Annotated in this window: 21 protein-coding genes, 1 pseudogene and 1 other annotated feature; of the genes and pseudogenes, 4 read left to right on the top strand and 18 right to left on the bottom strand. The window is 45.1% G+C overall.

What is annotated here, in order from left to right; translation table 11 throughout:
• Positions 1 to 7: 7 nt before the first annotated feature.
• The 4 genes and pseudogenes from GPK81_RS00640 to GPK81_RS00625 all read right to left on the bottom strand — a co-directional run.
• Positions 8 to 852, bottom strand: a pseudogene (locus tag GPK81_RS00640) (glycoside hydrolase family 130 protein); the annotation flags it as partial.
• Positions 845 to 2,014, bottom strand: coding sequence for an AGE family epimerase/isomerase (locus GPK81_RS00635; protein ID WP_021977612.1), 1,170 nt, complete (start codon positions 2,012 to 2,014; stop codon positions 845 to 847). The pseudogene GPK81_RS00640 and the gene GPK81_RS00635, both read right to left, overlap by 8 nt.
• 16 nt (positions 2,015 to 2,030) lie before the next feature.
• Complete coding sequence (locus GPK81_RS00630) at positions 2,031 to 2,960, bottom strand: carbohydrate ABC transporter permease (protein WP_215706357.1); 930 nt, start codon at positions 2,958 to 2,960, stop codon at positions 2,031 to 2,033.
• A 71-nt stretch (positions 2,961 to 3,031) separates the two neighbouring features.
• Positions 3,032 to 3,985, bottom strand: coding sequence for an ABC transporter substrate-binding protein (locus GPK81_RS00625; protein ID WP_330627438.1), 954 nt, complete (start codon positions 3,983 to 3,985; stop codon positions 3,032 to 3,034).
• A gap of 21 nt (positions 3,986 to 4,006) precedes the next feature.
• Here GPK81_RS00625 and GPK81_RS17810 point away from each other — a divergent pair, with 21 nt between their 5' ends.
• Both GPK81_RS17810 and GPK81_RS18385 read left to right on the top strand, forming a co-directional pair.
• A complete protein-coding gene (locus GPK81_RS17810; protein WP_252196566.1) occupies positions 4,007 to 4,342 on the top strand; it encodes a hypothetical protein in 336 nt (111 codons plus the stop codon).
• Positions 4,343 to 4,352: 10 nt separating this feature from the next.
• On the top strand, positions 4,353 to 4,478 hold the full coding sequence (locus GPK81_RS18385; protein ID WP_242997112.1) for a hypothetical protein: 126 nt from the start codon (positions 4,353 to 4,355) through the stop codon (positions 4,476 to 4,478).
• On the opposite strand, the gene GPK81_RS00615 is transcribed toward GPK81_RS18385, so the two are convergent.
• The 8 genes from GPK81_RS00615 to GPK81_RS00580 all read right to left on the bottom strand — a co-directional run bounded on the left by GPK81_RS00615 (position 4,426) and on the right by GPK81_RS00580 (position 13,963).
• A complete protein-coding gene (locus GPK81_RS00615) occupies positions 4,426 to 5,463 on the bottom strand; it encodes a LacI family DNA-binding transcriptional regulator (protein WP_215706355.1) in 1,038 nt (345 codons plus the stop codon). The two genes, GPK81_RS18385 and GPK81_RS00615, sit on opposite strands and share 53 nt — an antisense overlap.
• Positions 5,464 to 5,629: 166 nt before the next feature.
• The gene (locus GPK81_RS00610; RefSeq protein WP_215706354.1) at positions 5,630 to 7,345 is read right to left on the bottom strand and encodes a phospho-sugar mutase; all 1,716 of its coding nucleotides are present in this window, start codon (positions 7,343 to 7,345) and stop codon (positions 5,630 to 5,632) included.
• 150 nt (positions 7,346 to 7,495) lie between these two features.
• A complete protein-coding gene (locus GPK81_RS00605) occupies positions 7,496 to 8,131 on the bottom strand; it encodes a YesL family protein (protein WP_118071184.1) in 636 nt (211 codons plus the stop codon).
• Positions 8,132 to 8,236: 105 nt separating this feature from the next.
• Positions 8,237 to 8,839, bottom strand: a complete 603-nt coding sequence (locus GPK81_RS00600) for a hypothetical protein (RefSeq protein ID WP_021977619.1) — start codon at positions 8,837 to 8,839, stop codon at positions 8,237 to 8,239.
• Positions 8,840 to 9,072: 233 nt separating this feature from the next.
• A complete protein-coding gene (locus tag GPK81_RS00595) occupies positions 9,073 to 11,259 on the bottom strand; it encodes an alpha-galactosidase (RefSeq protein ID WP_215706353.1) in 2,187 nt (728 codons plus the stop codon).
• Positions 11,260 to 11,446: 187 nt separating this feature from the next.
• On the bottom strand, positions 11,447 to 12,232 hold the full coding sequence (locus tag GPK81_RS00590) for an HD domain-containing protein (RefSeq protein WP_021977621.1): 786 nt from the start codon (positions 12,230 to 12,232) through the stop codon (positions 11,447 to 11,449).
• 137 nt (positions 12,233 to 12,369) lie between these two features.
• Positions 12,370 to 13,095 (bottom strand): RNA polymerase sporulation sigma factor SigE, encoded by a 726-nt coding sequence (gene sigE / locus GPK81_RS00585; protein ID WP_021977622.1) that lies wholly within the window; start codon positions 13,093 to 13,095, stop codon positions 12,370 to 12,372.
• Between the two features lie 16 nt (positions 13,096 to 13,111).
• Complete coding sequence (locus tag GPK81_RS00580) at positions 13,112 to 13,963, bottom strand: sigma-E processing peptidase SpoIIGA (protein ID WP_215706352.1); 852 nt, start codon at positions 13,961 to 13,963, stop codon at positions 13,112 to 13,114.
• Between the two features lie 299 nt (positions 13,964 to 14,262).
• Here GPK81_RS00580 and GPK81_RS00575 point away from each other — a divergent pair, with 299 nt between their 5' ends.
• On the top strand, positions 14,263 to 15,129 hold the full coding sequence (locus GPK81_RS00575) for a shikimate dehydrogenase (RefSeq protein WP_215706351.1): 867 nt from the start codon (positions 14,263 to 14,265) through the stop codon (positions 15,127 to 15,129).
• A 10-nt stretch (positions 15,130 to 15,139) separates the two neighbouring features.
• Here the strand turns inward: GPK81_RS00575 and GPK81_RS00570 are convergent, their stop codons facing one another.
• Positions 15,140 to 16,108: an ArsR/SmtB family transcription factor gene (locus GPK81_RS00570; protein WP_021977625.1), complete on the bottom strand. Its 969-nt coding sequence runs from the start codon at positions 16,106 to 16,108 to the stop codon at positions 15,140 to 15,142.
• A gap of 380 nt (positions 16,109 to 16,488) precedes the next feature.
• Between GPK81_RS00570 and GPK81_RS00565 the strand changes: the two genes are divergently transcribed.
• Positions 16,489 to 17,262: a sugar-binding domain-containing protein gene (locus tag GPK81_RS00565; protein ID WP_215706350.1), complete on the top strand. Its 774-nt coding sequence runs from the start codon at positions 16,489 to 16,491 to the stop codon at positions 17,260 to 17,262.
• A 109-nt stretch (positions 17,263 to 17,371) separates the two neighbouring features.
• Here the strand turns inward: GPK81_RS00565 and thrS are convergent, their stop codons facing one another.
• From thrS to GPK81_RS00540, 5 genes are all read right to left on the bottom strand, one after another.
• On the bottom strand, positions 17,372 to 19,333 hold the full coding sequence (gene thrS / locus GPK81_RS00560) for a threonine--tRNA ligase (protein WP_118071189.1): 1,962 nt from the start codon (positions 19,331 to 19,333) through the stop codon (positions 17,372 to 17,374).
• A gap of 136 nt (positions 19,334 to 19,469) precedes the next feature.
• Positions 19,470 to 19,693, bottom strand: a binding site (T-box leader).
• Positions 19,694 to 19,761: 68 nt separating this feature from the next.
• A complete protein-coding gene (locus tag GPK81_RS00555) occupies positions 19,762 to 20,244 on the bottom strand; it encodes a YdcF family protein (protein WP_118071190.1) in 483 nt (160 codons plus the stop codon).
• The gene (locus GPK81_RS00550; RefSeq protein WP_021977629.1) at positions 20,244 to 20,753 is read right to left on the bottom strand and encodes an SEC-C metal-binding domain-containing protein; all 510 of its coding nucleotides are present in this window, start codon (positions 20,751 to 20,753) and stop codon (positions 20,244 to 20,246) included. Before GPK81_RS00550 ends, GPK81_RS00555 begins: the two co-directional genes overlap by 1 nt.
• Positions 20,754 to 21,020: 267 nt before the next feature.
• Positions 21,021 to 23,534: a glycoside hydrolase family 3 protein gene (locus GPK81_RS00545; protein WP_215706349.1), complete on the bottom strand. Its 2,514-nt coding sequence runs from the start codon at positions 23,532 to 23,534 to the stop codon at positions 21,021 to 21,023.
• A 2-nt stretch (positions 23,535 to 23,536) separates the two neighbouring features.
• Positions 23,537 to 23,770: an HPr family phosphocarrier protein gene (locus tag GPK81_RS00540; protein WP_021977631.1), complete on the bottom strand. Its 234-nt coding sequence runs from the start codon at positions 23,768 to 23,770 to the stop codon at positions 23,537 to 23,539.
• Positions 23,771 to 23,910 lie beyond the last annotated feature (140 nt).

Raw genomic sequence — 23,910 nt, 5'->3', positions numbered from 1 at the left:
TTTCTCCTTCTGCTTTTAAGATCTCAAGATTTTTTGCAATCAGCTCACAGCGCTGTTTTACGCAGTCCGGAGAACGCTTGGGATCTTCCGGTGTGTTGAAAAGATAATCTTCCATTTTATCGATAGTGGTGGTTGCCACATGCATTCTGGTATCACAGGAAGCGTAGTAGATATAAATGGTTCCGTCCTCGTCAGCAATGGCTCCGTTTGTGAACACTACATTGGAGACATCTCCCACTCTTTCCTCGCCGAAGGGAACAAGGAAAACTCCGGATGCAGGCAGACATTTCTCTGCTGCGGAGACTGGAGAGTTTTTAAATTATCAAGACGCTCCCAGGTTTTGAGATCTTTGGTACGGACGATTCCCGCCTCTGCAACTGCTGCGGAAAGGTCACTGTTGTGCGGATCTTTACTCTCAGAGCAGAACACTCCGTAGATCCAGCCGTCTTCATGCTGGGTAAGACGCATATCATATACATTGGTCTCCTCCGGGCAGGTATCCGGCAGAACTACCGGGTAATCCCAGAAATGGAAACCATCGATTCCGTTGTCACTCTCTGCCACTGCAAAGAAAGATTTACGGTCGTTTCCCTCCACACGGACTACGAGATAATATTTTCCATTAAGCTTGATGGCTCCGGAATTCATCACTGCGTTGATGCCGAGACGTTCCTGGAAATTCGGATTTGTTTTTTCATCCAGATCGTATCTCCAGTGTACCGGTGCAAACTCTCTGGTAAGTACCGGATATTCGTAGCGGTCATAGATTCCGTTGTACCACTGTGTTTTCTGGTTTTTTCTGGCAACCAGTCTGTCCACTTTTTCTTTTTCGATATAATACTGTTTATGCAATGTCTTTCATCCTCCTGATCACTTCTATACACATACGTCCGTTATGATACGGGCATTTCCACGGCTCCACGATAGGTTTCTCCACCGGAGTATGGTCCTCATGGATACACCAGTACCACTCGGAACCGTTTCTCTTGTCGATCATGTAATTTTTGATATAATCCCAGACATCCTCTGCCGCCTGGAGATATTTTTTCTCTGCAGGATCTTTCTGGTATCCGTTCAGAAAACCAACTACGGATTCCGCCTGTACCCACCATACTCTGGTGGTATCATTGACACCGTTTTCACACTCGTTCATAAGAGAATGGTCGCGGTATGCTGTTTTGTATACATTTGCAAGGATTTCTTTTGTGATGGGCGCAACCTTTGCGGTGTACGCCGGATCATCCAGCACTTCAAGTCCACGGTCAATCAGCCAGGAAGTTTCAATATCATGTCCATAGGAGTAAAGATCAATAAGAGTGTTCCACTCTCTGTCAAAAAATACTTCCTGTCTTTTCTGTGCCGGGTTATATACCTTGTCTGCAAAAATATCCAGCATAAAACGCAGGCGGTCTCCGGTGAATTTATCTTTTGTTACACGGTAAAACTCTGTGTACGCCTCAAACACATGAAGCAGGGTATTCATGGTTTTCTCTGCGATCACACCGTTCTCGGAAAGCTTGTCGTTCTCTTCCGGCTGGAAATTCCGGTTGAAGGCTTCCAGATATCCGAATTCATCGGTGCATTTTTCCTCGATGATCTTCTGAAGACCTTTGGCGATCTCTAATGCTTCCTCGTTTCCGGTGGTATCATAATAGGAAGAAAGGGCATAGATGGCAAATGCCTGATTGTAGGTATGCTTTGTGGTATCCAGAGGTTTTCCGTCATATGTCACAGACCAGAACACACCTCCACATTCCTGATCCAGACATTTTTCCTTCAGGAACTGATAGGCATGATCTGCATATTCCCGTTCTTTTTCAAAGCCCTCAATACGGCTGACACTGGAAAAGAACCAGAGGATCCTGCTGTTTAAGATGCAGCCTTTTTCAAATTTTTTATCCAGCTTTAAATCGTAATCCATGTAGCCGTAATATCCGCCGAATTCTTCATCCTTCAGGCCTTCCCAGAAAGGAATGATCCCGTTTTTCAGATGTTCTCTGATCTCATTTAACATAATTGTCTGCTCCTTTTTAACCCTTGACCGCACCGGCAGCAACACCGCTGTAGATCTGATTCTGGAAAATGATGAACACGATCAGTGCAAGAAGAAGAGAGATGATAACACCTGCACAAATCAGGTTATACTGGCTTCCCAGAGGTCCGGTAAATGTGTAAAGTGAAGTTGCAACGGTACAAAGTCTTGTTTTGTCCTGAAGATAAAGCTGTGCACAGTAGTACTCGTTGTAGGTATTTGCACCTTTCAGGATGATGGATGTTACAATGGCCGGTTTCAGAAGAGGAAGAAGGATCTTGCTGTAAATGGTAAAGTAAGAAGCTCCGTCCAGATCTGCTGCCTCATAAAGAGAATCATCCACAGACATGATGACACCGATGAAAAGTACCATGTTCTGTCCGAAATATCTCCATACGGAAGACCCTACCAGTGACCAGTTGTTTACCGACTGATCTTTCAGCCAGTACGGAAGGTTATCAAGCTGGAATCCACACCACTGAAGAACGGTATCAAATACGAATCCACGGGTGTAGAAAAATTTAAAGATAAATCCGATGGCAATACCATTGATCAGATATGGGAAAAACATAAATCCCTTAAAAAGGTTGCTGCATTTTACCTTCATGCTGAGAATGGTTGCAAGATAAAGCGCAATGGCAAGCTGGATCAATGCACCAGCCATATAGTAAAGACAAAGTTTCAGAGCGCCGATGATATCGTCTCGTTTAAAAATGGCTCTGTAGTTATCAAGACCTACAAATTTTCTTGCGCCAACATATTTCATCTTGTAGAAACTGAATTTTACCATTTCCGCAAATGGAAGATATGTAAATACAAGTAACAAGATCAATGGAATAATGGTGAATGCAAGGATGATAAGCATCTGCTGGCCCTTACGGCTTCTCATCCATTCACCGAAGCTCTTCTTCGTTCCACTCTGTTCCATAGTTTCCCTCCATTTCAAAGGCGGGGAAAACGCGTCCCCGCCTGAGTGATCTGCGTTTATATCTGTGCAGATTATTTGTTTACTTCTACATCATCTGTATCCTGAGCGTCACTCCATTTCTCGTTCCACTCTTTCATGATGTCATCAAAATCCTCATCTCCGTTGGATGCATGCTCAACGATTGCCTGGATCTTCTCGTTTCCGCCTGCGCCTACCATAAGCTCGGAATCTGCATTCAGCTCGTTGAGGACATCTTCCTCACCTTCGATTGCCGGCTCGTTGGAGATAAACTCTACATTGTTATCTGTGAACTCCTGATATACCTCCGGAAGCTTGTCATCGCCAACTGCGATCGGAAGGCCACCTTCATTGTAGGAATATCCGGATTTCTCTGTCATCCATTTTACAAAGATCATTGCTGCTTTCTGATTTGTCTCATCGCTGTTTGCATTGATACCGAAGCAGTAGTCCTCATCTGCAGGTGAATACTGTTTTCCGTCTACTGTGATCGGGAATGCGAAGTATCCGATGTCATCTGCATTGTCTCCTGCACCCTGCATCTGCGGGTAAGCCCAGGAACCAAGTACCATAGTTGCGATCTGACCGTTGTTCAGCATACCCTTGCTGCTCTCCCAGTCTGTTGTTGAGTAGCCATCCTCAGTAAGTCCGTCTGCAACTGCATCGTAAAGGATCTTGTAAACGTTGTAAGCGCCTGTTCCATCTCCCGGGTCAGAGAACGGATCTTTTGTATGAACGAATTCCTGGTTTCTGTATTTTGCATCGCCGGTTGCTGTGATTCCTGCCTCTTTGAAAACTTTCTTATTATAGAGAACGCCACGGCCTACAACTGTGATCGGGATACCGTATACTTCGTTCTCATACAGCCATCTGTTCGGATATTTCACTTCTTTTTTTACAGAATCAACATCTCCATAGGAAAGGAAGTAAGTGGAGAGGTCGGATTTGTCAACCTCCGGGATCATCATGATGTCGCCCAAGTCACCGCCCTGAAGACGAAAATGTATTATTATGAAGGGACATATCTCATGGATTACTTAAATCACTTAAATTTCAGGCAGCAATTTCTTTCCAGCGTACATACAAGAAAAATGGTAAACATTGAATATACGCCGGATTTTCTCATTCCCAATAATTATCACTACGAAAAAGAGCTGCTTTCCCCTCTCTCACCGGAAAGCTTTTTGTATCTTCTGGGTGGTGGAAGTATCCATACCGACTCTCCCCTGGCATTTCGTTTTTCTTCCATGGATTGCCATCTGCTCCTTCTTACCACCATGGACAGTGGAAGGATCACAACTCCGGGAGGAAGTGAAGGAAGAGGCAAAAAAAATACTGCTTACCACGGATTTTTCCATCCATGAAGTAAGCAGTATGATCGGTTACGAAAATACGAACCACTTTATTAATCTGTTTAAAAAATATGTCGGCTCCACACCTGGGAAATTCAGACAAAAGGCACTGGAGGACCGATTCTCCTCACACTTTCCCGTTCAATGAATCTGCCCGGGATCACAAAGGTTCCGGTGCTGTACCTGGCATTCAGTAATTTATGCAGGATAATATGCACCACCCGCTTGGCCATCTCCTTGGTGTCTATCTCATAGGTAGTAAGTCCGATACCGGCAAACTGGTCTGCCAGATAATTATCAAAACCAACAATGGAGATATCTCCTGTCACATCGTACCCTTCCCGTACAAGCTTCCGGTACATCATGCTTGCCGCCAGGTCACTGTTACAGAAAAAGGCGGTTGGCATATCTTCCGGAAGGATAAATTCTTTCTCATTATCCATCACGCCATCACTGTCACGGTCATCGATCACCCAGTCTTCCCTCCAGGGAACGCCATGTTCCATCAGGGATTTCAAGTATCCGAAATACCGGTCATCAATACTGGTGGTCATCAGTCTTTTTCCCACAAAACCAATTTTGGAATGGCCCATGGAAAACAGATAGTTGGTCATCTCGTAACCACCCATCAGGTTGTTGGACACCACACAGTCACTGGATTTCCCTCTTCCCGTAGTATCCAGGCCGATCAGGGGAACCCTTGCATCTTCTGCCAGAAATTCCGCATATCCTCTCTCAAACTCTCCCATTATGATCAGGCCGTCTGCCTTTTTCTCAAGGAGCACCTTAGGAAGTTCTCTCCGTTTCTCCACTTCGCTGCTGATCACTTCCAGCATGGCAAAACAGGTTCTGGAGACCGCCTGCCTGGCGATCTCCTGATAAAGTTTCCAATAGAAGGACTGGTTCTCGGACACATAACGATCCGCAACAATGATGCCCAGTGTGAAGCTTTTGCCTTCATTTGTATTTTTTCGGGACTCACTTTTCTGATATCCCATCTCATCTGCCAGCTGGATGATCTTTGCCCGTAGTTCCTCACTGACGCCCTTCTGACCGGAAAGAGCCTTGGACACGGTCACGGTACTGACATTCAGTTTCTTTCCTATATCTGCAAGTCTGACTGCTTTAGCCATTTTTTAACCTCTTTTTTACTATATATTCTGTTTTAACGCTATCATAGATGTCCCGCAAAATCAAGAGGTTTTGACAATTGTCAAGCGGATATTCGCAATCCGCTTCGCTACTTGCTCATAACCAAATAACTGCTCCGCAGTTTATTTGGTTAAATTATAAGCTTCTTTACTCTGTCATCGCCTTTTTTAAAGCCTCAAGTTTCTCCTCGGCATCTTTAAAGTTTTCGCCTTTTACACCGAAATAGTATTTGATCTTTGGCTCAGTTCCGGAAGGACGAACACAGCACCATGCATTGTTTTCCAGCTCATAATAAAGAACATTGGATGTGGGAAGTCCTGTGGATGTGGTTTCTCCTGTGATCATATCCCTGCGGCAGTCACTCTTGCAATCGCGGCATGCAAGGACTTTGAACCCACCAAGCTCTTTCGGCGGATTCTCACGGAAGGCATTCATCATGGCTGTGATCTTCTGGGAACCGTCGATTCCTTTCAGGGTTACTGTTGCAAGGTCTTCTTTGTAGTAACCATATTTCTCATACAGTTCCACCATGGCATCCCAGAGCGTTTTTCCCTGAAGTTTGTAGTATGCGGCAACTTCGCAGAGCATCATCACTGCAACCGGCGCATCTTTATCTCTTGCATAGGTTCCTGCCAGACAGCCGTAGCTCTCCTCAAGTCCGAATACGTAGTGATGGCTTCCTGTCTCATCAAACAGGCGGATCTGCTCCCCGATATACTTAAAGCCTGTCAGCACTTCGATCAGAGCTGTGTTGTATTCTTTTGCAACAGCTTTTGCCATATCTGTAGTAACAATGGTCTCAACAAGTGCAGGATTTTCCGGCATGGTGCCTGTTTTGGTACGCTCCCGCAAAATATACTCGGCGATGAGCATGCCGGACATATTTCCGGTAAAGCTTACATATTCACCGGTTTTCGTATCTTTTGCATGAACACCAAGACGGTCTGCATCCGGATCTGTGGCAAGAATAATATCTGCATCTACTTTTTTTGCAAGCTCAAGAGCAAGTGTCCAGGCATTTTTGTCCTCCGGGTTCGGATATGGAACTGTCGGGAAGTTTCCGTCCGGAACCTTCTGTTCTTCCACAACATAAACCTGTGTGAAACCAAGCTCACGGAGTACTCTTCGAACAGGAATGTTTCCGGTTCCATGAAGTGGTGTGTAGACGATCTTCATATCTTTGGCAGCCTCCGGGATGATCTCCGGATGGATGCTCTGCTTCTTCAGCTGTGCGATGTATTTGTCATCAAAATCGGTTCCAATGATGCTGAACAGGTTCTCTGCTCTGGCTTCATCCTCTTCCATTGTTTTTACCATGGAAAAATCCGTTACTTTTGCCACTTCTGCAAGAATGTTTTTATCATGAGGCGGTGTGATCTGGGCACCGTCTTCCCAGTATACTTTGTATCCGTTGTATTCTCTCGGGTTATGGCTGGCTGTGATCACAATACCGGCAATACAGCCAAGTTCCCGTACTGCAAAGGAAAGCTCCGGTGTTGGACGAAGTGACTCAAAAAGATAGGTATGGATGCCGTTTGCATTCAGGCAGAGAGCTGCCTCTCTGGCAAACTCCGGTGACATGATACGGGAATCATGGGCAATGGCAACGCCTTTGTCCTGACCGTTCATGGCAATGATATAATTGGCAAGTCCCTGTGTGGCCTGACGCACAGTATAGATATTCATACGGTTGGTTCCTGCTCCGATCATTCCGCGGAGTCCGCCGGTTCCAAACTCCAGCTGACGGTAAAAACGGTCCTCGATCTCTTTTTCGTTCCCCTCAAGGTTTTTCAGTTCCTCCTGGGTCTGTGCGTCGAAATACGGGTCTGTACACCACTTTTTGTAGGTTTCCTGATAACTCATCTTTTTACATCCTCCCTGATTTTTATTATTTTTTACAATACTTAACTGGAAATTTCCCGCACACAGCCTTCCTATGAAGCAGCCCATGTGACTTTACTTTCCCGTCAAATATCCAATATCAAAACCTTATATCCCGTCAGTTTTTTCTGGTTACGCTTCTGCCAGCCGGTCAAAGATCTTCACCAGAAACAGCGAATTCACAAATGCCTGCACACCGCCGCCCACAAATACCCAGATCCAGAAGATCGCGGAAAAGGTCTGCGGAGAGATCAGAAACCAGAGCACAGGAAAAAGATTCACAACTGTGATCACAAGAGTCTGTCCGATGTGGCTGGCTGCCAGTCTGGCACCGTTCTCAAATGTCTTTTTTACCGTATTCTCAAACTTTGCAAGAAGCGGAAATACATAGGAAAAGACTGCTGCGCAGATAATCCCGAGAACAATACAGAAGCCGTACATAAAAGAAGCTCCCTGTGCCCTTCCTGCTGCTCCCAGGATATGAAAATCCGCGACCAGCACCACAACCACCACCAGAACGATCACAGTTACCGGTAATGACTGAAGAAAATTCTGTTTAAAAGAATGGAAAAATTCTCTTGTCACAGTGGTTTCTTCATCTTTTACAAGCTTCAGCATCACATAGTACAGAGCAATGGTAGATGCGCCGATGGTGATCACCGGGATACAGCACAAAAGCCACAGGATGCTCAGCCAGAAAATGTTGAAGATCTTTGTCATGATCTGTGTGTAAGCACTGTCGCCGCGAAAATTATCTTTAAAAGCCATTATCTTTTCCTCCCCAAAAAGAAATATTTAACCAAATAATTACTTCACCGTTATTCGATGTAGATCTGCGTAACGAATATGGATTGCAAATATCCGACCGGCCACTCATTCCTCCATCAGATACTCCAGAAACTTCAGTGCGTTCTCCGGATTTTTTGTTCCAACCGCTACTGCAAATACCGGATCTTTGATATATTCCGACATCTCCGTGAACCGATTGTCCCCGGAAAGACTGATCCCGTAAGGTTTCACCTCTCCCTGACCGGTTTCATGATCCTCAAAGGAAACCTCGTCATCCTCTTTATAACCGGCTGCATACTGATAAGATTCCCCGTATTTTTTCTCCAGGTCTTCTTCTGTTACCTCATCCAGGCTTTCAAAATAGCCATAACCTGCATATTCCTCAAACAGCTCCCGATCCAGGATCACCACATCGATCTGCACGGTTTTCCGTTTTCCATCTGCTCCCAGAAGATTACTCATATCCGCTGTAACCTGTGCAAGTTTCTTCTCATCCAGAGATTCATCGATCACTGCCGCATAGAGAAGATTCTCCGTTCTCGGCCTTGCCACATGCCATATCAGGGATACTGCCACAGCAATAAGAAGGATCACTCCCACTGCCGGAAGGAGATAATAGTCTTTCAGATATTGTATTTTCTGCTGCCGGTCCATTTCCGGCCATTTTCTTACTTCGGATTTCCGCATAGGTTCTCCTCGTCACAATTCCTGACATTCTTCACATTTAAGTAAGTAGAATGTTTATTTGTTTTTTATTTAGCTAAATTTTATATCTTTTTAGCTAAATGTCAATCTGATCAGCCCGTTAATTTTGCAATGTACTTAACTTTATCTAATACGCACAAAAAAAGAAGCACTGTTTTTGTTACTTTTACAGTGCCTCTCTGAGTCGTTATACTACTGGCCTAAATGCCGTTGTTTTATTTTGCAGTAAAATGATACAGTCTGCTCTTGAAATCGCCCCAGAAATCTTTCATCAGGAATCCACCCTTCATCAGCATCTCTCCTGTGTAAGTTTCCTCTGTTCCTTCCAGTCTGTATGTTACCTTCGGATCAAAGCCTCTCAGAAATACTTTTCTGGAATGGCTGTTTGGTACGCCAAGTACCTGTACATAAGTTACCAGCACTTCTTTTTTGTCCTGTGAGGAAAGTGCCCAGCAGTCATATTTATGGTTTTCCCGGTAGGATGCGATCCGGTAATACTCTCCCTGCTGGATCAGGTGTCTGTATTTATTGTAGGTTGCCGTCTGCTCCGGAATCAGCGCTCTGTCCTCCTCCGGGATCTTTGTGATATCCAGCTCATAGCCGAAGGTTCCTGCAAGAGCCACATGGCCCCTTGTCTCAAATGGTGTCACACGTCCCACAGAGTGGTTCGGGCAGTCGCTGACATGGGCACCGATCACAGAAAGGGGATATATCAGTGCGCTTCCTTCCTGGATCATCAGACGCTCCACTGCATCCGTATTGTCGGAACACCAGATCTGCGGGCTGTAATAAAGCATTCCCGGATCAAAACGTGCGCCGCCGCCGGAGCAGTTCTCAAGAAGAAGATCCGGAAACTCCGTAACCAGTCTCTCCTGAAGCTCATAAACACCAAGCACATATCTGTGGAAAAGCTCCTGCTGTCTTTCTTTGGGAAGATAGCTGCTGCCAAGGTCAGAAAGCTGACGGTTCATATCCCATTTCACATAGGCAATGTTTGCACTTCGAAGAACAGATGCCACACATTCGTAGGCATAATCTCTTACTTCCGGTCTGGAAAAATCCAGAACATACTGGTTTCTGCTCTGGGTTGCCTCACGGCCCTGGATCTGGATCGCCCAGTCCGGATGTGCACGGTAAAGGTCAGAATCCGGTGAGATCATCTCCGGCTCAAACCAGATTCCAAACTGAAGGCCGATCTTGTTTACTTCATCTACCAGATGTTTCAGGCCGCCTGTGATCTTCTCTTCGTTGACTTTCCAGTCACCAAGAGAACAGTTGTCGGAATTACGTTTTCCGAACCATCCATCATCCATGACCAGCATCTCAATGCCACATTTTTTTGCCTCTCTGGCAATGTCAAGAAGCTTGTCCGTATTAAAATCAAAATATGTAGCCTCCCAGTTGTTGATCAGGATCGGACGTTTCTCATATTTAAATTTGCTGCGGATGAGATGGTTCCGGTAAAAGTCATGATAACTTCTTGTCATCGCTCCAAGACCGTTTCCGGAGTAAACTATAACCACCTCCGGTGCCTGGAATTCCTCTCCCGGTGTAAGGAGCCAGGAAAATTCCTCCGGATTGATTCCCATAGTCATACGGAGGTTATCAAACTGGCACAGCTCTGTCTCCGCCATAAAGTTTCCGGAATACACGAAATGCATGGCGTAAACTTTACCGTTTTCCTGCTCGGTTCCGTTTGTCACAAGGGCAATAAACGGATGTTCCTGGTGGCTGGACTCTCCTCTCGCGGAAGAGATCACCTGTTTTCCGTAATGGAGCTCTCCTGTCTGGATGTGACGCTCTCTTGCCCAGGTTCCGTGAAGAGACAGCATGGAAAAATTCTCATTGTCCATATCCAGGCAAGCACTTAAGATCTTCTCGATGCGGAGATCTTCTTTTCCCTGATTCTGTACACGGACGCTTCGCGTAATTACATTTTCTTTCTCAAAGGCAGTATAGGAAAGGACCACCTCGAAATCCAGATCTGCATCTTTCAGGGTAATCTCCAGTGTTTCTGCCTCATCCTCTGTGGCAAAAGATGCCGGAAGCCCTTTCAGTCCTTTTTTGCCTTTATAGATCTCATGTCCTGTGTAATGCAGCTCACATCCCATATTTCCGGCTGCATTTCGGATATTCAGGCAGCTTTCCCGGTAATCTCCGATTCCTCCGGTTGGATACTCCATGGGAAAGAAATCAAGGAATGCGGATTTCTCTCTTTTGTTTACCGATGGTGTATACGGCGGCTCTTCCATTCGAAGAAGATAATTGTCTGCCTCCATAAAAAGTCTGTCCCCGTAATAAATATGTCCCAGAAAACCTTCCGGGCTTACCCCCATCACATAGGTGCTTTTTTCCGTATCAAGACGGAAGATCTTTTTCTCTTCATTAAACGTAACTGACATGTGCCTTCTCCTTTTTTATATTATTAAGCGGATCTTTACGATCTGACTTTATGACTTCCCCAAAACCTGTCAACGCTTCTGCGCTTTATTTTGCGAAGCTAATTTTAGCTGTATTATAGTTAATTTTACTCTTTAAGTCAACGTCTGTTTCTGCTTTTCCCTGATTCTTTTTTGCCCCACTATGTCTCTACTCTTTCACAGACACCGCCGGCATTTCCAGATACCGGTTCAGATCTTCCGTGAGAATACGGATCTTGTCTCTGGTGTCTTGCTCTTTGTAAGTCAGCCGGCTGGCGATCCTGGTAATATAATCCTCCTCTTCAATTATCTCACAGGTCTCCGGGAAATTAATATCATAGTACTGGGCAAGATAAGATACCCAGTAGTCCACCGGCACCTGTCTGTCTGCAGATAATACTGACTCCCTTCTGAGACAGGATTCCCACACTGCCGGCGAGATCAGGCCTTCTCCGGCTGTTTCCTCGGAAACTCCCAGCATGGCTTCAATGGATGCCACCAGTTTCACCCGGCAGTTATCCAGTTTATCTGCATCCCGGATCAGTTTTGCATGAAACAACGTTCTGGCATCATGGATTCCTTCCAGTTTAAAATCACTGTGCTTACGGATCGCCGCATTGATCAGATCATCAAACAGATCCTCACGGACAAAACGCCGGATCATCTTTTCCTCCCCGAAGAGAAGTTCCGCCCCGAATACTGCATGATCCATGGTTCCCGGCTCAAAACTGTGAAATCTTCGGATCTGTTCAAAACGTCCGATATCGTGAAGCAGCCCGATCAGCTCTGCAAGTTCCACATCTTCCCTGGAACACTCCATCCTCCTGGCGATCTCCCCTGCGTATTTCACCACACCGTAAGTATGCTCGATCTTCAGATAGATCTGCTCATCCTGCCGGTCGTATTCATCCAGATAATTTTCAAATTCCTGCTTTGCGTGTTCAATATCGATCATCCCGCCACGCACCTCCTGACTTTTCTTCTGTTCCTCTGATATCCCCTGCAAAGGATCCCCCGTTTATAAAAATGGTATCAAAAAAAGCGCTATCCTTCAATAACGCTTTTTAAAATATTTAAACTTTTTATTTTAATTTATTCATATTTCACGATTTCTTTCCGCAGCCGCTTCATGATGCGTTTTTCCAGGCGTGAAATATAAGACTGTGAAATTCCCAGGAGATCTGCCACCTCCTTCTGTGTTTTCTCCATTCCTTCCCGGTTTCCGATTCCAAAACGCAGACGGATGATCATCTGCTCCCGCTTCGTCAGTTTACTGATGGCTTTTCCCAGAAGCGCGATCTCCACCTCATCTTCCAGACGTCTGGAGATCACATCATCGTCCGTTCCCAGGATATCAGAAAGCAGTAACTCATTTCCATCCCAGTCCACATTCAACGGCTCGTCGATGGAAACTTCCATCTTGGTCTTGCTGTTTCTCCGGAGGTACATCAAAATCTCATTTTCAATACATCTGGATGCATAGGTAGCAAGTTTGATATTTTTTACCGGATTAAATGTATTGATAGCCTTTATAAGTCCTATGGTTCCGATAGAGATCAGATCTTCCACACTAACTCCTGTGTTGTCAAATTTTTTTGCAATATAAACCACAAGCCGGAGATTATGCTCGATCAGAACGGCCTTTGCCTCTTTTTCCTTTTCTGTCCCAAGCATTGCTATCACTTCAGCTTCACGCTCCGCCGGCAGCGGTGCCGGAAGGATGTCATTTCCCCCAATATAAAAAACATCTCCCGGTCGATTGATCATAAACCTCTGGATCACCTGAAATGGATAAGATCTTACAGCTGCTCTGTTCATAATATAAGCCCCCTTCTTAATTTAATAGTCTGGAATTCAAAAGTATCCCGTACTCTTCTCCCAAAGCTGAGGGCTCGGATGTTATGGCAAGCACTGGTTTTCCCACATGTACCACCCTTCCGGGAGTTTGGATCAGAAATTCGTCAAGGACCACTGCCAGCAGCAATCCTTTTTTTCCATCTGCGGTACGACAACTCAGAAAATGTGGCTGCAGACTGACAAGCTCCGTATTTTCCAGTCCCTCTGGCTTATCTCTGATATCCATCAGTTTTTTTACCAGTTCTTCCGATACCAGGCTTCCCAGAAGTTCCTGTTTTATAACAGATACCGGCTGTTTTTTCACGGGATCCATAAGGAAGTTTCCCGTATCAAAAAATCCATATGTCTGCTGTATCTTCCCCTGATATTTAAGCGTGACCGGATAAATATTCCTTCTGCCAAATCGGAAGGTCTCGGCTGCACACCCCAGTGTATAAAATGCACCGTAAATCCCTGCCACAAAAAGCAGAAATGTTTTCACCGTCATGGTCCTTTCCGTTTCCAGTGCCTGATAGATCCCGCCTACCACAAAAGCTGTGAAATACAAAGCCAGAATGGTTTTCGCAAGAAGGCCTCCTTTTTTCAGGCGAAAAGCAAAGGATGCCATAAAAAAAGCGCAGCCGCCATGGATCAGTACAGCAGCAGGAAAAATAATCTTAAAAGGTACACAAAGAAACAGGCAGGATACAAAAGATCCAAAGGCAGCGGATAACACGCATCTTAAGCGTTTCCCGTCAAGATGCAGAAATTTTCCCACAAGTCTTAAAAGCATATAATCCATAAGGAAATTCGTCATAAAAACGATATCTATGTATATATTCTGATACATAAGACTCCCCCACTGCTGTTTTATCTGCCATTGATTCTCAACTTTGGTAAGTACATTTATTATAGGGCAGGCTCTGTGCATATTTTGTCAAAGTTGGATGTCGATTCTTCAAACTTATCGGGGCATTTCTGTCTGCATCGACATTTATAGATTTTTTCTATGGATCAGTGACAAAAATGTATAAATTTCCGTACAATATGTGTATTTATTGATTTTCGCACTTTATAGTGTTAAAATATTTTTTATTATATATTTCGTAAAAAAATTCTATTTTATGAGATACAGGAGGGAATCGAACAATGATCAATATTACCGGACATACCGGGCTTACCGGCCTTCTGGGAAGCCCAGTGGCACACAGCGTATCACCTTTAATGCACAATGAGGCATTTCGTTACCTCGGGCTTGATTATGTGTATCTCTGTTTTGATGTGACAGAGGAGACCCTTCCCCAGGCAGTGGAAGGACTGAAAGTCTGCGGGATCAAGGGCTTTAACCTGACCATGCCAAACAAGAATAAGATCGTGGAGCTCCTGGACGAACTTTCTCCTACCGCACAGCTGATCGGAGCGGTAAATACCGTCCGCAATGATAATGGAAAATTAAAGGGATTTAATACCGATGGTTATGGATTTACCCAGTCTGCCAGAGATGCAGGCTGTGATGTGAAGGGACGCACCATCACCGTTATGGGTGTGGGCGGTGCCGGAATGGCAATCTGCGGACAGTCCGCCCTGGAAGGTGCAAAAAAGATCCATGTTTTTGCACGTCCTACCAGCCGTTACTGGGAACGTGCCGCTGCCATGGCAGAAAAAATGTCTCATATGACAGAATGTCAGATGATCCTTCATGAGATGGATAATCACGCCGCTCTGAAAGACGCACTGGAAGAAAGCACTCTTCTGATCAACGCTACCTCTGTGGGAATGGTTCCGGATGTGACCGGCACAGTCATCCCGGACAAAACTCTGTTCCATCCGGAACTTACGGTAGCCGATGTTGTGTATGAACCAAGAGAAACAAGACTTCTTAGAGAAGCCCGGGAAGCCGGATGTCCAACCTTTAACGGAATGTACATGCTGCTTCACCAGGGCGTAAAAGCATTCCACATCTGGACCGGACTGGATATGCCGGTTGAGATTGTAAGAGAGAAATATTTTAAATAATCCATCCCTGTTAATACACGATCCGCATATTAATTCCCTGTGGGAAATCTCCGTATTTTTCTCCGAAGAGATTGATTCCACCCTGATTTATGGCATCCGGGCGCACTCCGATCCTCAGAGAAATATACGGTTTTCCTGACAAACGCACGGTTTCCAGTATATTCTCATCGTTCACCTTAATCTCATTGATGTAACATCCATCTTTTCGCAGAGAAACTCCTGTCATAAATCCATACTGCGTCAGACCTATGGGCCATACATTTGGTGTCAGTCTTCCTCTTCTTGCTCCCAGATCTCCCGGACATGTATAAGTTCCAATCTCTGTTCCATTAACTGAAAAAGTAATATCCGACGGCCACTGGGCATTATATCCAGGTGCTTCCGAACAGAGTTCCATGGAAAAGTTCATCTCCTGGATGTTCCAGAGGGGATTTATTTTGTTGGGAAAACGATATTCTATATATCCCCGGCTGAACCAGATCAGCTGCGCCTGCTGCCTGTCCGTCGAATAAAAAGACCTTGGATCATCAAAAGTATCAATTACCCCGTTCATTCCCGCCAGGCCACAGGAAGGTTCCACCTGAAAATCTGTATAATTTCCAAGGGGCATCTGGTATACCAGCGTATTTTCCGCCGCGCTGATATCCGTATCATACGCTTCCAGATGAAACGAAATAAAATCGCACATGCAGACTCTCATGGAGCCATGAATTCCCGGCTGGCTTTCTGTAGATACCAGATGAGCATCCTCCAGACAGCGGATATGCAGCGCTGTTGAAGACAACGGGATTCCCAGTCTCCTGGAAATTTCCTGCAGTGACAACGGATGCACCTTTATCAGATTCAAAATATCAATCCGTACCGCTGAAGACAGCGCCTTTCCGATTGCTGTGATCCATGGTTTGTGACTCTCTGTTGACAGGTTCAGTTCCAGTTCCTTTTCTGTTGTAATTCCCTGACTGATTCTTTCTTCCGCCATTCTTTTTCCTCCGTTTCAAGATTCATGTAATGAATATCTGCTTCTTTTCTTATTTATTTCATTATTTATGTAATAAATATCATTTTTTCAAAAATATATACAAATTGCATTATACATTCTTGTTACAATCGCAGATTTGCGTCATTTTGCATTAAAACCATTGATTTTTTCGAATTTTATGACTACAATTATGAGTATAAAAAAGAGAAAAAACTTTTTGAAGCTTCGTTTTTTCCTCTACTTCCAGTAATTATGTAATAAATTTATTAACCCTATTATATGGCAGCCAGCGTAACCTGACAACATTCTTTTTATATCCCGGGCAATACCCATTACGGATATTTCAATATTGATTTTACTCAAAGAAAGGATTTAACTCTATGAGAAATGAATATCCGCGCCCTGATTTCATCCGGGAGAAATGGATGCCTTTAAATGGTACCTGGAATTTTCAGGACGGAACCGACAAAACTCCCGTAAAAATCCAGGTTCCCTTCCCGCCCCAGAGCAGACTCAGCGGGTTTCAGAAAGAACTTACTTCTGACAGAATCACCTATCAGCGAAATTTTTTTATCCCGGCAGAGTGGATCGGTCAGAGAATTCTTCTTCACTTCGGAGCTGTTGACTACAAATGCAGCGTATTTATCAACGATCATTGTGTCGGCTTTCATGAAGGCGGTCAGTCCTCCTTCACCTTTGATATCACAGATTTTCTTTCCGGAGGTGAAGAAACACTCACCGTGGCAGTTACCGATTACCTGCATGATGAAACCGTTCCCAGAGGCAAACAGTTCTGGAAATCATCCGGCGAGTTTATCTGGTACACGCAGTCCAGCGGCATCTGGCAGTCCGTATGGCTGGAGCCGGTAAATGAAGCTCACCTGGAAAAACTGTGCGGTCTTTCCTCAGACTGTGACTTTGTCGCAATCCGTCCGGAAGCCGTCCTGATTTCTCCGGAAACGCTGAATGATGCCGTTCATTTCCAGGGAAAGATCACCGGTGTGATGCTGCGTGGAACTACCATTTCCTATACCATAGACCGTGATGGTATTGAATTGCGGGCAGATACCCTGTTTGAAACCAACCGGCAGCGCAATATGGGCGAAATGCTTCAGCTCCAGATTTTGAAAGAAGATATTCTTCATCTTCATTAATAACTCCTGACTTTACGGAGGTAGTCCCTGCAAAAAAACTCCCACCAACAGGCAGCTATAAACAGCTGTCTCTGTCAGCGGGAGTTTGGTTATGTTATTTTATATCTTCTTATTTCTTTTCTTCCTGAACTTCGATCTTACGGATAGTCTTGTTCTTGATCTCTTCTTTGATGAAGCTGATGAACTCGCCAAGATCTTTCATTCCTTCATCACCAAGGTAACGGCTTCTTACGGAAACCTTGCCCTCTTCTTCCTCTTTTGCACCAACGATAAGCATGTATGGTACTCTCTCAAGACGTGCCTCACGGATCTTGTATCCCATCTTCTCAGAACGTCCGTCTACGGAGCAGCGGATGCCTGCCTCTTTCATCTGGGCCTCTACCTTCTGCGCATAATCGTTGAACTTCTCGGAGATCGGGATCACACGAACCTGCTCCGGGCAGAGCCATGTCGGGAACATTCCTGCATACTTCTCAATGAGCCATGCAAGAGTTCTCTCATAGCATCCCATAGATGTACGGTGGATGATGTACGGACGCTGTTTGTCGCCGTTCTCATCAATATAGTACATATCAAACTGTTCTGCAAGAAGTGCATCCCACTGGATTGTGATCATGGTGTCTTCTTTTCCGTATACGTTCTTGGCATTGATATCAACCTTCGGTCCGTAGAAAGCAGCCTCTCCTACATCCTCTGTGAACGGAATGTTCAGCTCGTTCAGCATCTGGCGGATATGACCCTCTGTCTCCTCCCATACTTCCGGCTCACCGATATATTTCTCTTTGTTTGTCGGGTCCCATTTGGAAAGGTGATAGGTTACATCTTCCTCAACACCAAGTACCTGCAGGCAGTACTGTGCAAGTGCGATACAGTCTTTGAACTCTTTTACCATCTGGTCCGGTCTTACGATCAGATGTCCCTCGGAAATCGTAAACTGACGAACTCGTGTCAGGCCATGCATCTCACCGGAATCCTCGTTACGGAACAGTGTGGATGTCTCGCCCAGACGGATCGGCAGATCACGGTAGCTGTGCTGCTCTGCTTTGTATACATAGTACTGGAACGGGCATGTCATCGGACGAAGTGCGTAAACCTCTTTGTCCTTTTCCTCGTCCCCAAGTACGAACATGCCGTCTTTGTAATGATCCCAGTGTCCGGAGATCTTGTAGAGATCACTCTTTGCCATCAGAGGAGTTTTTGTTCTTACATAGCCACGTTTTGTCTCCTCATCCTCGATCCAGCGCTGAAGCTCCTGCATCATGATCACACCGTTTGGCATGATAAGTGGAAGTCCCTGTCCGATTACGTCTACTGTTGTGAAGATCTTCATCTCACGGCCAAGTTTGTTATGATCGCGTCTCTTAGCCTCTTCCATCTGCTCCAGATGCTCTTTCAGCTCATCCTTTGTTGCATATGCAGTTCCGTAGATACGTGTGAGCATTGCGTTTTTCTCGCTTCCTCTCCAGTATGCGCTGGAAGAAGAAAGAAGCTTGAATGCTTTGACTCCTTTTACGCTCATCAGGTGTGGTCCTGCACAGAGGTCTGTCCAGTCTCCCTGGGAATAGAAGGAAATCTCCTCTCCCTCCGGAAGATCCTCGATCAGCTCTACCTTATATGGCTCATTTTTCTCTTTGAAGTATGCGATGGCATCCTCACGGGATTTTGTGAAACGCTCAATCTTTGCGCCTTTTTTGATGATCTTCTTCATCTCTTTTTCGATGGCATCAAGATCCTCACGGGAAAATGGCTCGTGGTCGAAATCATAGTAGAATCCTGTATCAATGGATGGTCCGATGGCAACCTTTGCCTCCGGATACAGATTCTGTACAGCCTGTGCCATTACATGAGATGCTGTATGACGGAGAACTGCAAGGCCCTTCTCATCTCTTGCTGTAAGGATGTTAAGCTCACAGTCATCCTCAAGGACTGTACGAAGATCTACAACCTCTCCGTTTACTTCTCCTGCACATGCAGCACGTGCAAGGCCTTCGCTGATGTCATATGCGATATCGATCACTGATCTTGCTTCTGAGTATTCTTTTTTTGAGCCGTCTTTTAATGTAATAATCATGATTGTTTCTCCTTTCGTTTTCAACGAGTTTCTATGATACACAGTGCATTTTCCTGTACCGGAGATCTTTTCCCGGAAAATACTGTGGAGTAATTTTCTCCGGAATAAAAAAATCCCTTACAGTACATCACGCACTGTAAGGGACGAGTTTATTCATTCTCGCGGTTCCACCCTGCTTGCTCCATATAAACAGATACCTGTCAAATACAAAGCCTCTCAATTATGATGATAACGGAATCACCGGACCGGATTGGGGCCACTCGGAGGTAGTTTTCAACTGTTTCCCGATAAGATGTTTCCAGCACTTCACATCTCTCTCTGTAACATTTCACAGTTTACTCGTCTCGTCAACGTGTTTTTATTTCTTTTTCTGTGGTTCATTATAAGCGCAGCATTTTTATTTGTCAACGCATGTTTAAAAAAAATTTTCACAGATTTCCCATCATTTTATCCTTGATGATTGCCAGAATTTCTCTTGGAATGTAGACCAGAAGACGCCAGCTTCGATATCTGGAAGGTACCATAACAACTTCCCGGAAGCCGCATTTCCTTGCAATAGCTGCTCCTCTCCATACATGAAAATTGTTGGTCACCACGCCTATGGAACAATCTGTGGTTCCGATCTTCCTGCGGCTGAATTCCAGATTCTCCTTCGTGCTGGTGGACTCTTCTTCCAGGATCAGTCTGTTCCCCTCTATCCCATGTCCGATGAGATAACGGTACATGGCCTCTGCCTCGGAAATGTTTTCTCCGTCACCTTTTCCACCGGAGAGAACTGCCCTTGTGCCGGGATTCTCCTTAAGATAAAGAAGGGCCCTTCTGGCTCGTTCCAGAAGGGCAAGTGTCATCCGTGTTCCGTCCACGTGGGCACCTAACACGATAATGTAATCCAGATTCTTCTTTACGCTCATTATCTTCCGCAGCAGTATTTGTATTTCTTGCCGCTTCCGCATGGGCACGGATCGTTTCTTCCGACTTTGTGTGGTTTCACAACTGTGCCGGATTTCTTCTGCTCCATGTAGAGAGCTTTCTTCTTCTCTTCTGTGAAGATCTTGTCCCACTGAGGAAGGTTGTAAAGCCAGTCAGCCTTGGCGTCTACCATGTTCTTATAGAGAGCTTCTTTATCAAATGCAAGGTTAACCTTGGTGTTCTCATCCATAGTCTCGATCGGGTTCGGAACCTTCAGGCTGTCGTTGATTCCGTCAAGGAAACCAACCATAGTCATAACATCCTGACCGTATTTCTCAGCAAGCTCTTTAACAGTTCCGGAAACAACCTCATCCGGGTTCTCCAGAAGCTGCTCGTAAATGTTCTTCTCAATGTTAAAATAAGTTGCCCAGAAGCGCTGAAGCTTATTCTTATCTGCATTCTGATTATAAGCAACGGAACGCCACTGCTCAAGAATTGTCATATCGCTCATTGTCTGATCCTCTTTTCCAAAATTTTAGATGAATAAAGCGGACGTTTCATTCCGCTTCGCAATTTTTGTTTATTATATCATCTTTTGGCGAAGAAAGCAAATACATCTATCTCATATCCACAAAAATCCACATAAAAAAGATACTTTCTCACCTGCAGCCGTCACTGTACTGTGCAGAATATTTTTTTGGAAAATCACGAAAAAGGACAGCAACTTTTCCCATTCACTGTCCTTTTCCTATGTGTCTTATATCATATCCTGTTTATTTTACTGAAGGTACTGATTGGACTTCCAGATCACACTTACCAGACGTGCAATGCATGCGCGCAGGTCCTCGATCTTAAGTGTTCCCTCTTTCAGTTCTTTTCTGAGATTGTCATGATCTCCGAAACATCCCGGCATTACCAGGTCATTTCCCGCTCTCATGCAGCCGGATGCTGTACAGCTGTCTCCCTGTTCTGTAGTCGTCCAGTCTGTCATGATCGCTCCTTTAAATCCCCATTCGTTTCTGGCGGACTCTGTACAGAGATCATAATTGTTTGCCGCATGAATACCGTTGATCAGATTGTAACTGGTCATGATGGACATTGGCTGTGCTTCTTTTACCGCAATTTCAAATCCTTTGAGATAAACTTCGCGAAGTGCACGCTCAGACACAACACTGTCTGATCCCATACGATTGTCTTCCTGATTGTTGCAGGCAAAATGTTTGATGGTCGTTCCACATCCATAATTGGACTGAACACCTTCTGTCATAGCTGCCGCAATGGTTCCGGATACATACGGGTCTTCGGAATAGTATTCGAAGTTTCTTCCGCAGAGAGGATTTCTGTGGATATTCATTCCCGGTGCCAACCAGAGTGTTACTCCGAAATGTTCCATCTCTGTTCCGATCATGGCTCCCACTTCACGGATCAGCTCCCGGTTCCAGGTCTGCGCAAGCAGTGTTCCTACCGGGATCGCAGTACAGTACTGATAATATCTTTCTCCCGGAAGTTCTCTGGAATCGTCATAGAACAATCCACCTTCCAGACTGAACTCAAATGGCATGGAAACAATGCTTCCGTCATTTACATGATAATACTTCATCAGGCGAAGTCCTGCCGGTCCGTCTGCCAGAACGATGCTTGCAAGACCTTTGTCTACTGCACAGCGATGGGTTTCACCTGCAGAACCTGGAACGGAAATTCCTGCTGCGCCAAGATTGCCACCCTGTGCTTTGCCCGGATCTCCTGCTGCCAGATCGATCAGATTTTCTTCTGACAAGGTATTTACAAAATCCATTGCTTCTTTTTCATAGAGGTCTGCATTCTTCTTATATTCCACAGTCTCGGTAGCAATGTCTGCTCCACGAATGTTAAGAACAGTCAGTTCCTCCTCTTTCGCCTGCTGCGCTGCTGCCGCCGCACGTTTTGCTGTTTTGGATGCTTCCTGAGAAATTTCTTCCAGTTCCTGTTTCAGCGGGAAAAGATTTCTGACCTGTCTTCGGATCACTTCCTGATCCAGTTTTATGCCTCCGCAGAGTTTTGCTGATGCAAGACTGTTTCCGACCCATATGCCATAAAAACCACTCTCAAGGATCCATGCAGCTCTCTTCTCATCATAAGAAGTCAGCCCATCCATCTTTACTTCCATGGTAACTTCCTGTGCTTCTCCCGGTTTCAGCTCGTTTGTCTTTGCATAGGCTGCAAGACGGTGTGCTTCTTTTTCGAGGATGCCGCCCGGCAGGGATGCGTAAACCTGTACGACTTCTTTACCGGAAACATTTCCCGTATTTCTGACCGTTGCCGTAACACGGATCTTTTCTGCTGATACCGCTTTCAGAGCACATCCGGTGATCTCAAAGTCTGTATAGGAAAGACCGTAACCGAATCCATAGCGCACCGGAACTTCAAAAGTATCAAAATAGCGGTATCCCACATAAATTCCCTCATCATAAAGCTCTGTTTCCACATTTCCGTTATTATGTGAAAACTTCTCGGAGCTGGGATAATCCTCATATTTATAAGCCCAGGTATCTGCCAGTTTACCGGATGGGTTCACCTTACCGGACAGGATATCCGCAAAGGCATTTCCGCCTTCCATTCCAGGCTGTACGATCACCAGAAGGGCTCTGATATTGCGGAACTCATCCATAAAGGAAAGATCCACCTGTGCACCTGCATTGATCACAACAACCACATTCTTATAATAAGCACAGATATCTGCCAGCATCTGATGCTCTTCTTCACTGAGATCATAATCGCCTTTGTCAGCAGTACGGTCTGATCCTTCTCCTGCGATCCGGCTCAGAACATAGATCGCGTTTTCTGTATCTTCTCCTTCGGCTGGTTTCTGGATCGGATCTCCTGCCGGCATCTTAAAGGGAGTGGTGCTGTATACCGTAAAGAAATCCATGGTATCTGCACCTTCTCCTGTTTTTGAAAGGATACTTCTCTTCCACTCCTGACGTGCATTTTCATAGATCTGGTCGTAGCTTTCGATCCACGCTTCTGTTGTCACCTGGAATCCGGCATTTTTCATTCCCTGAAAAACAGATACGCGTTCACGCTCATTGACATCTCCGGAGCCGGTTCCTCCCTTGATGGTCCTGCCTGCACCGGCACCATAAAGTGCCACTTTACTTCCTGCTTTCAGCGGAAGGATATGATCTTCATTTTTTAGTAAAACGATTCCCTCTGCCGCTGCACGGCGGGCCACTTTACGATGTTCCAATTCCCATGGCTGCACTTTGGGATCTGTAGTGCCGGAAAATTTTCTCTCTTTCAAAATACGTGTCATGATTATTCCTCTCTGATAAAATCTGCAAATGTTTCTTTTATTTTCTGTTCGTCATCTGTACCTGCATTCAGGACTAGCGGCTTGGAAAGATCAAGGCTGAAGATTCCCATGATCGATTTTGCATCTACATAATATTTACCGCTCTGCAGATCCATGTCGCAGTCAAATTTGCTGCAAAGTTTATTGAATTTATCTGCATCCTGCATGGATACGATGTTTACTGTTAATTTTACCATAATCAGACTCTCCTTTTCCAGTTAAATTCAAGCGGATATTTTGGGCAAGCGGATAAAAGCATCCGCATTCGCTACGTAGCTCTACACCAAATAACTGCTACGCAGTTTATCAGAAGGAGCTACGCTCCTCCTGATACAAG

Source organism: Blautia sp. MCC283 (assembly GCF_018785565.1).
In the GTDB taxonomy this organism is placed as follows: Bacteria; Bacillota; Clostridia; order Lachnospirales; family Lachnospiraceae; genus Blautia_A.
This window is presented reverse-complemented; position numbering and strand designations above follow the sequence as displayed.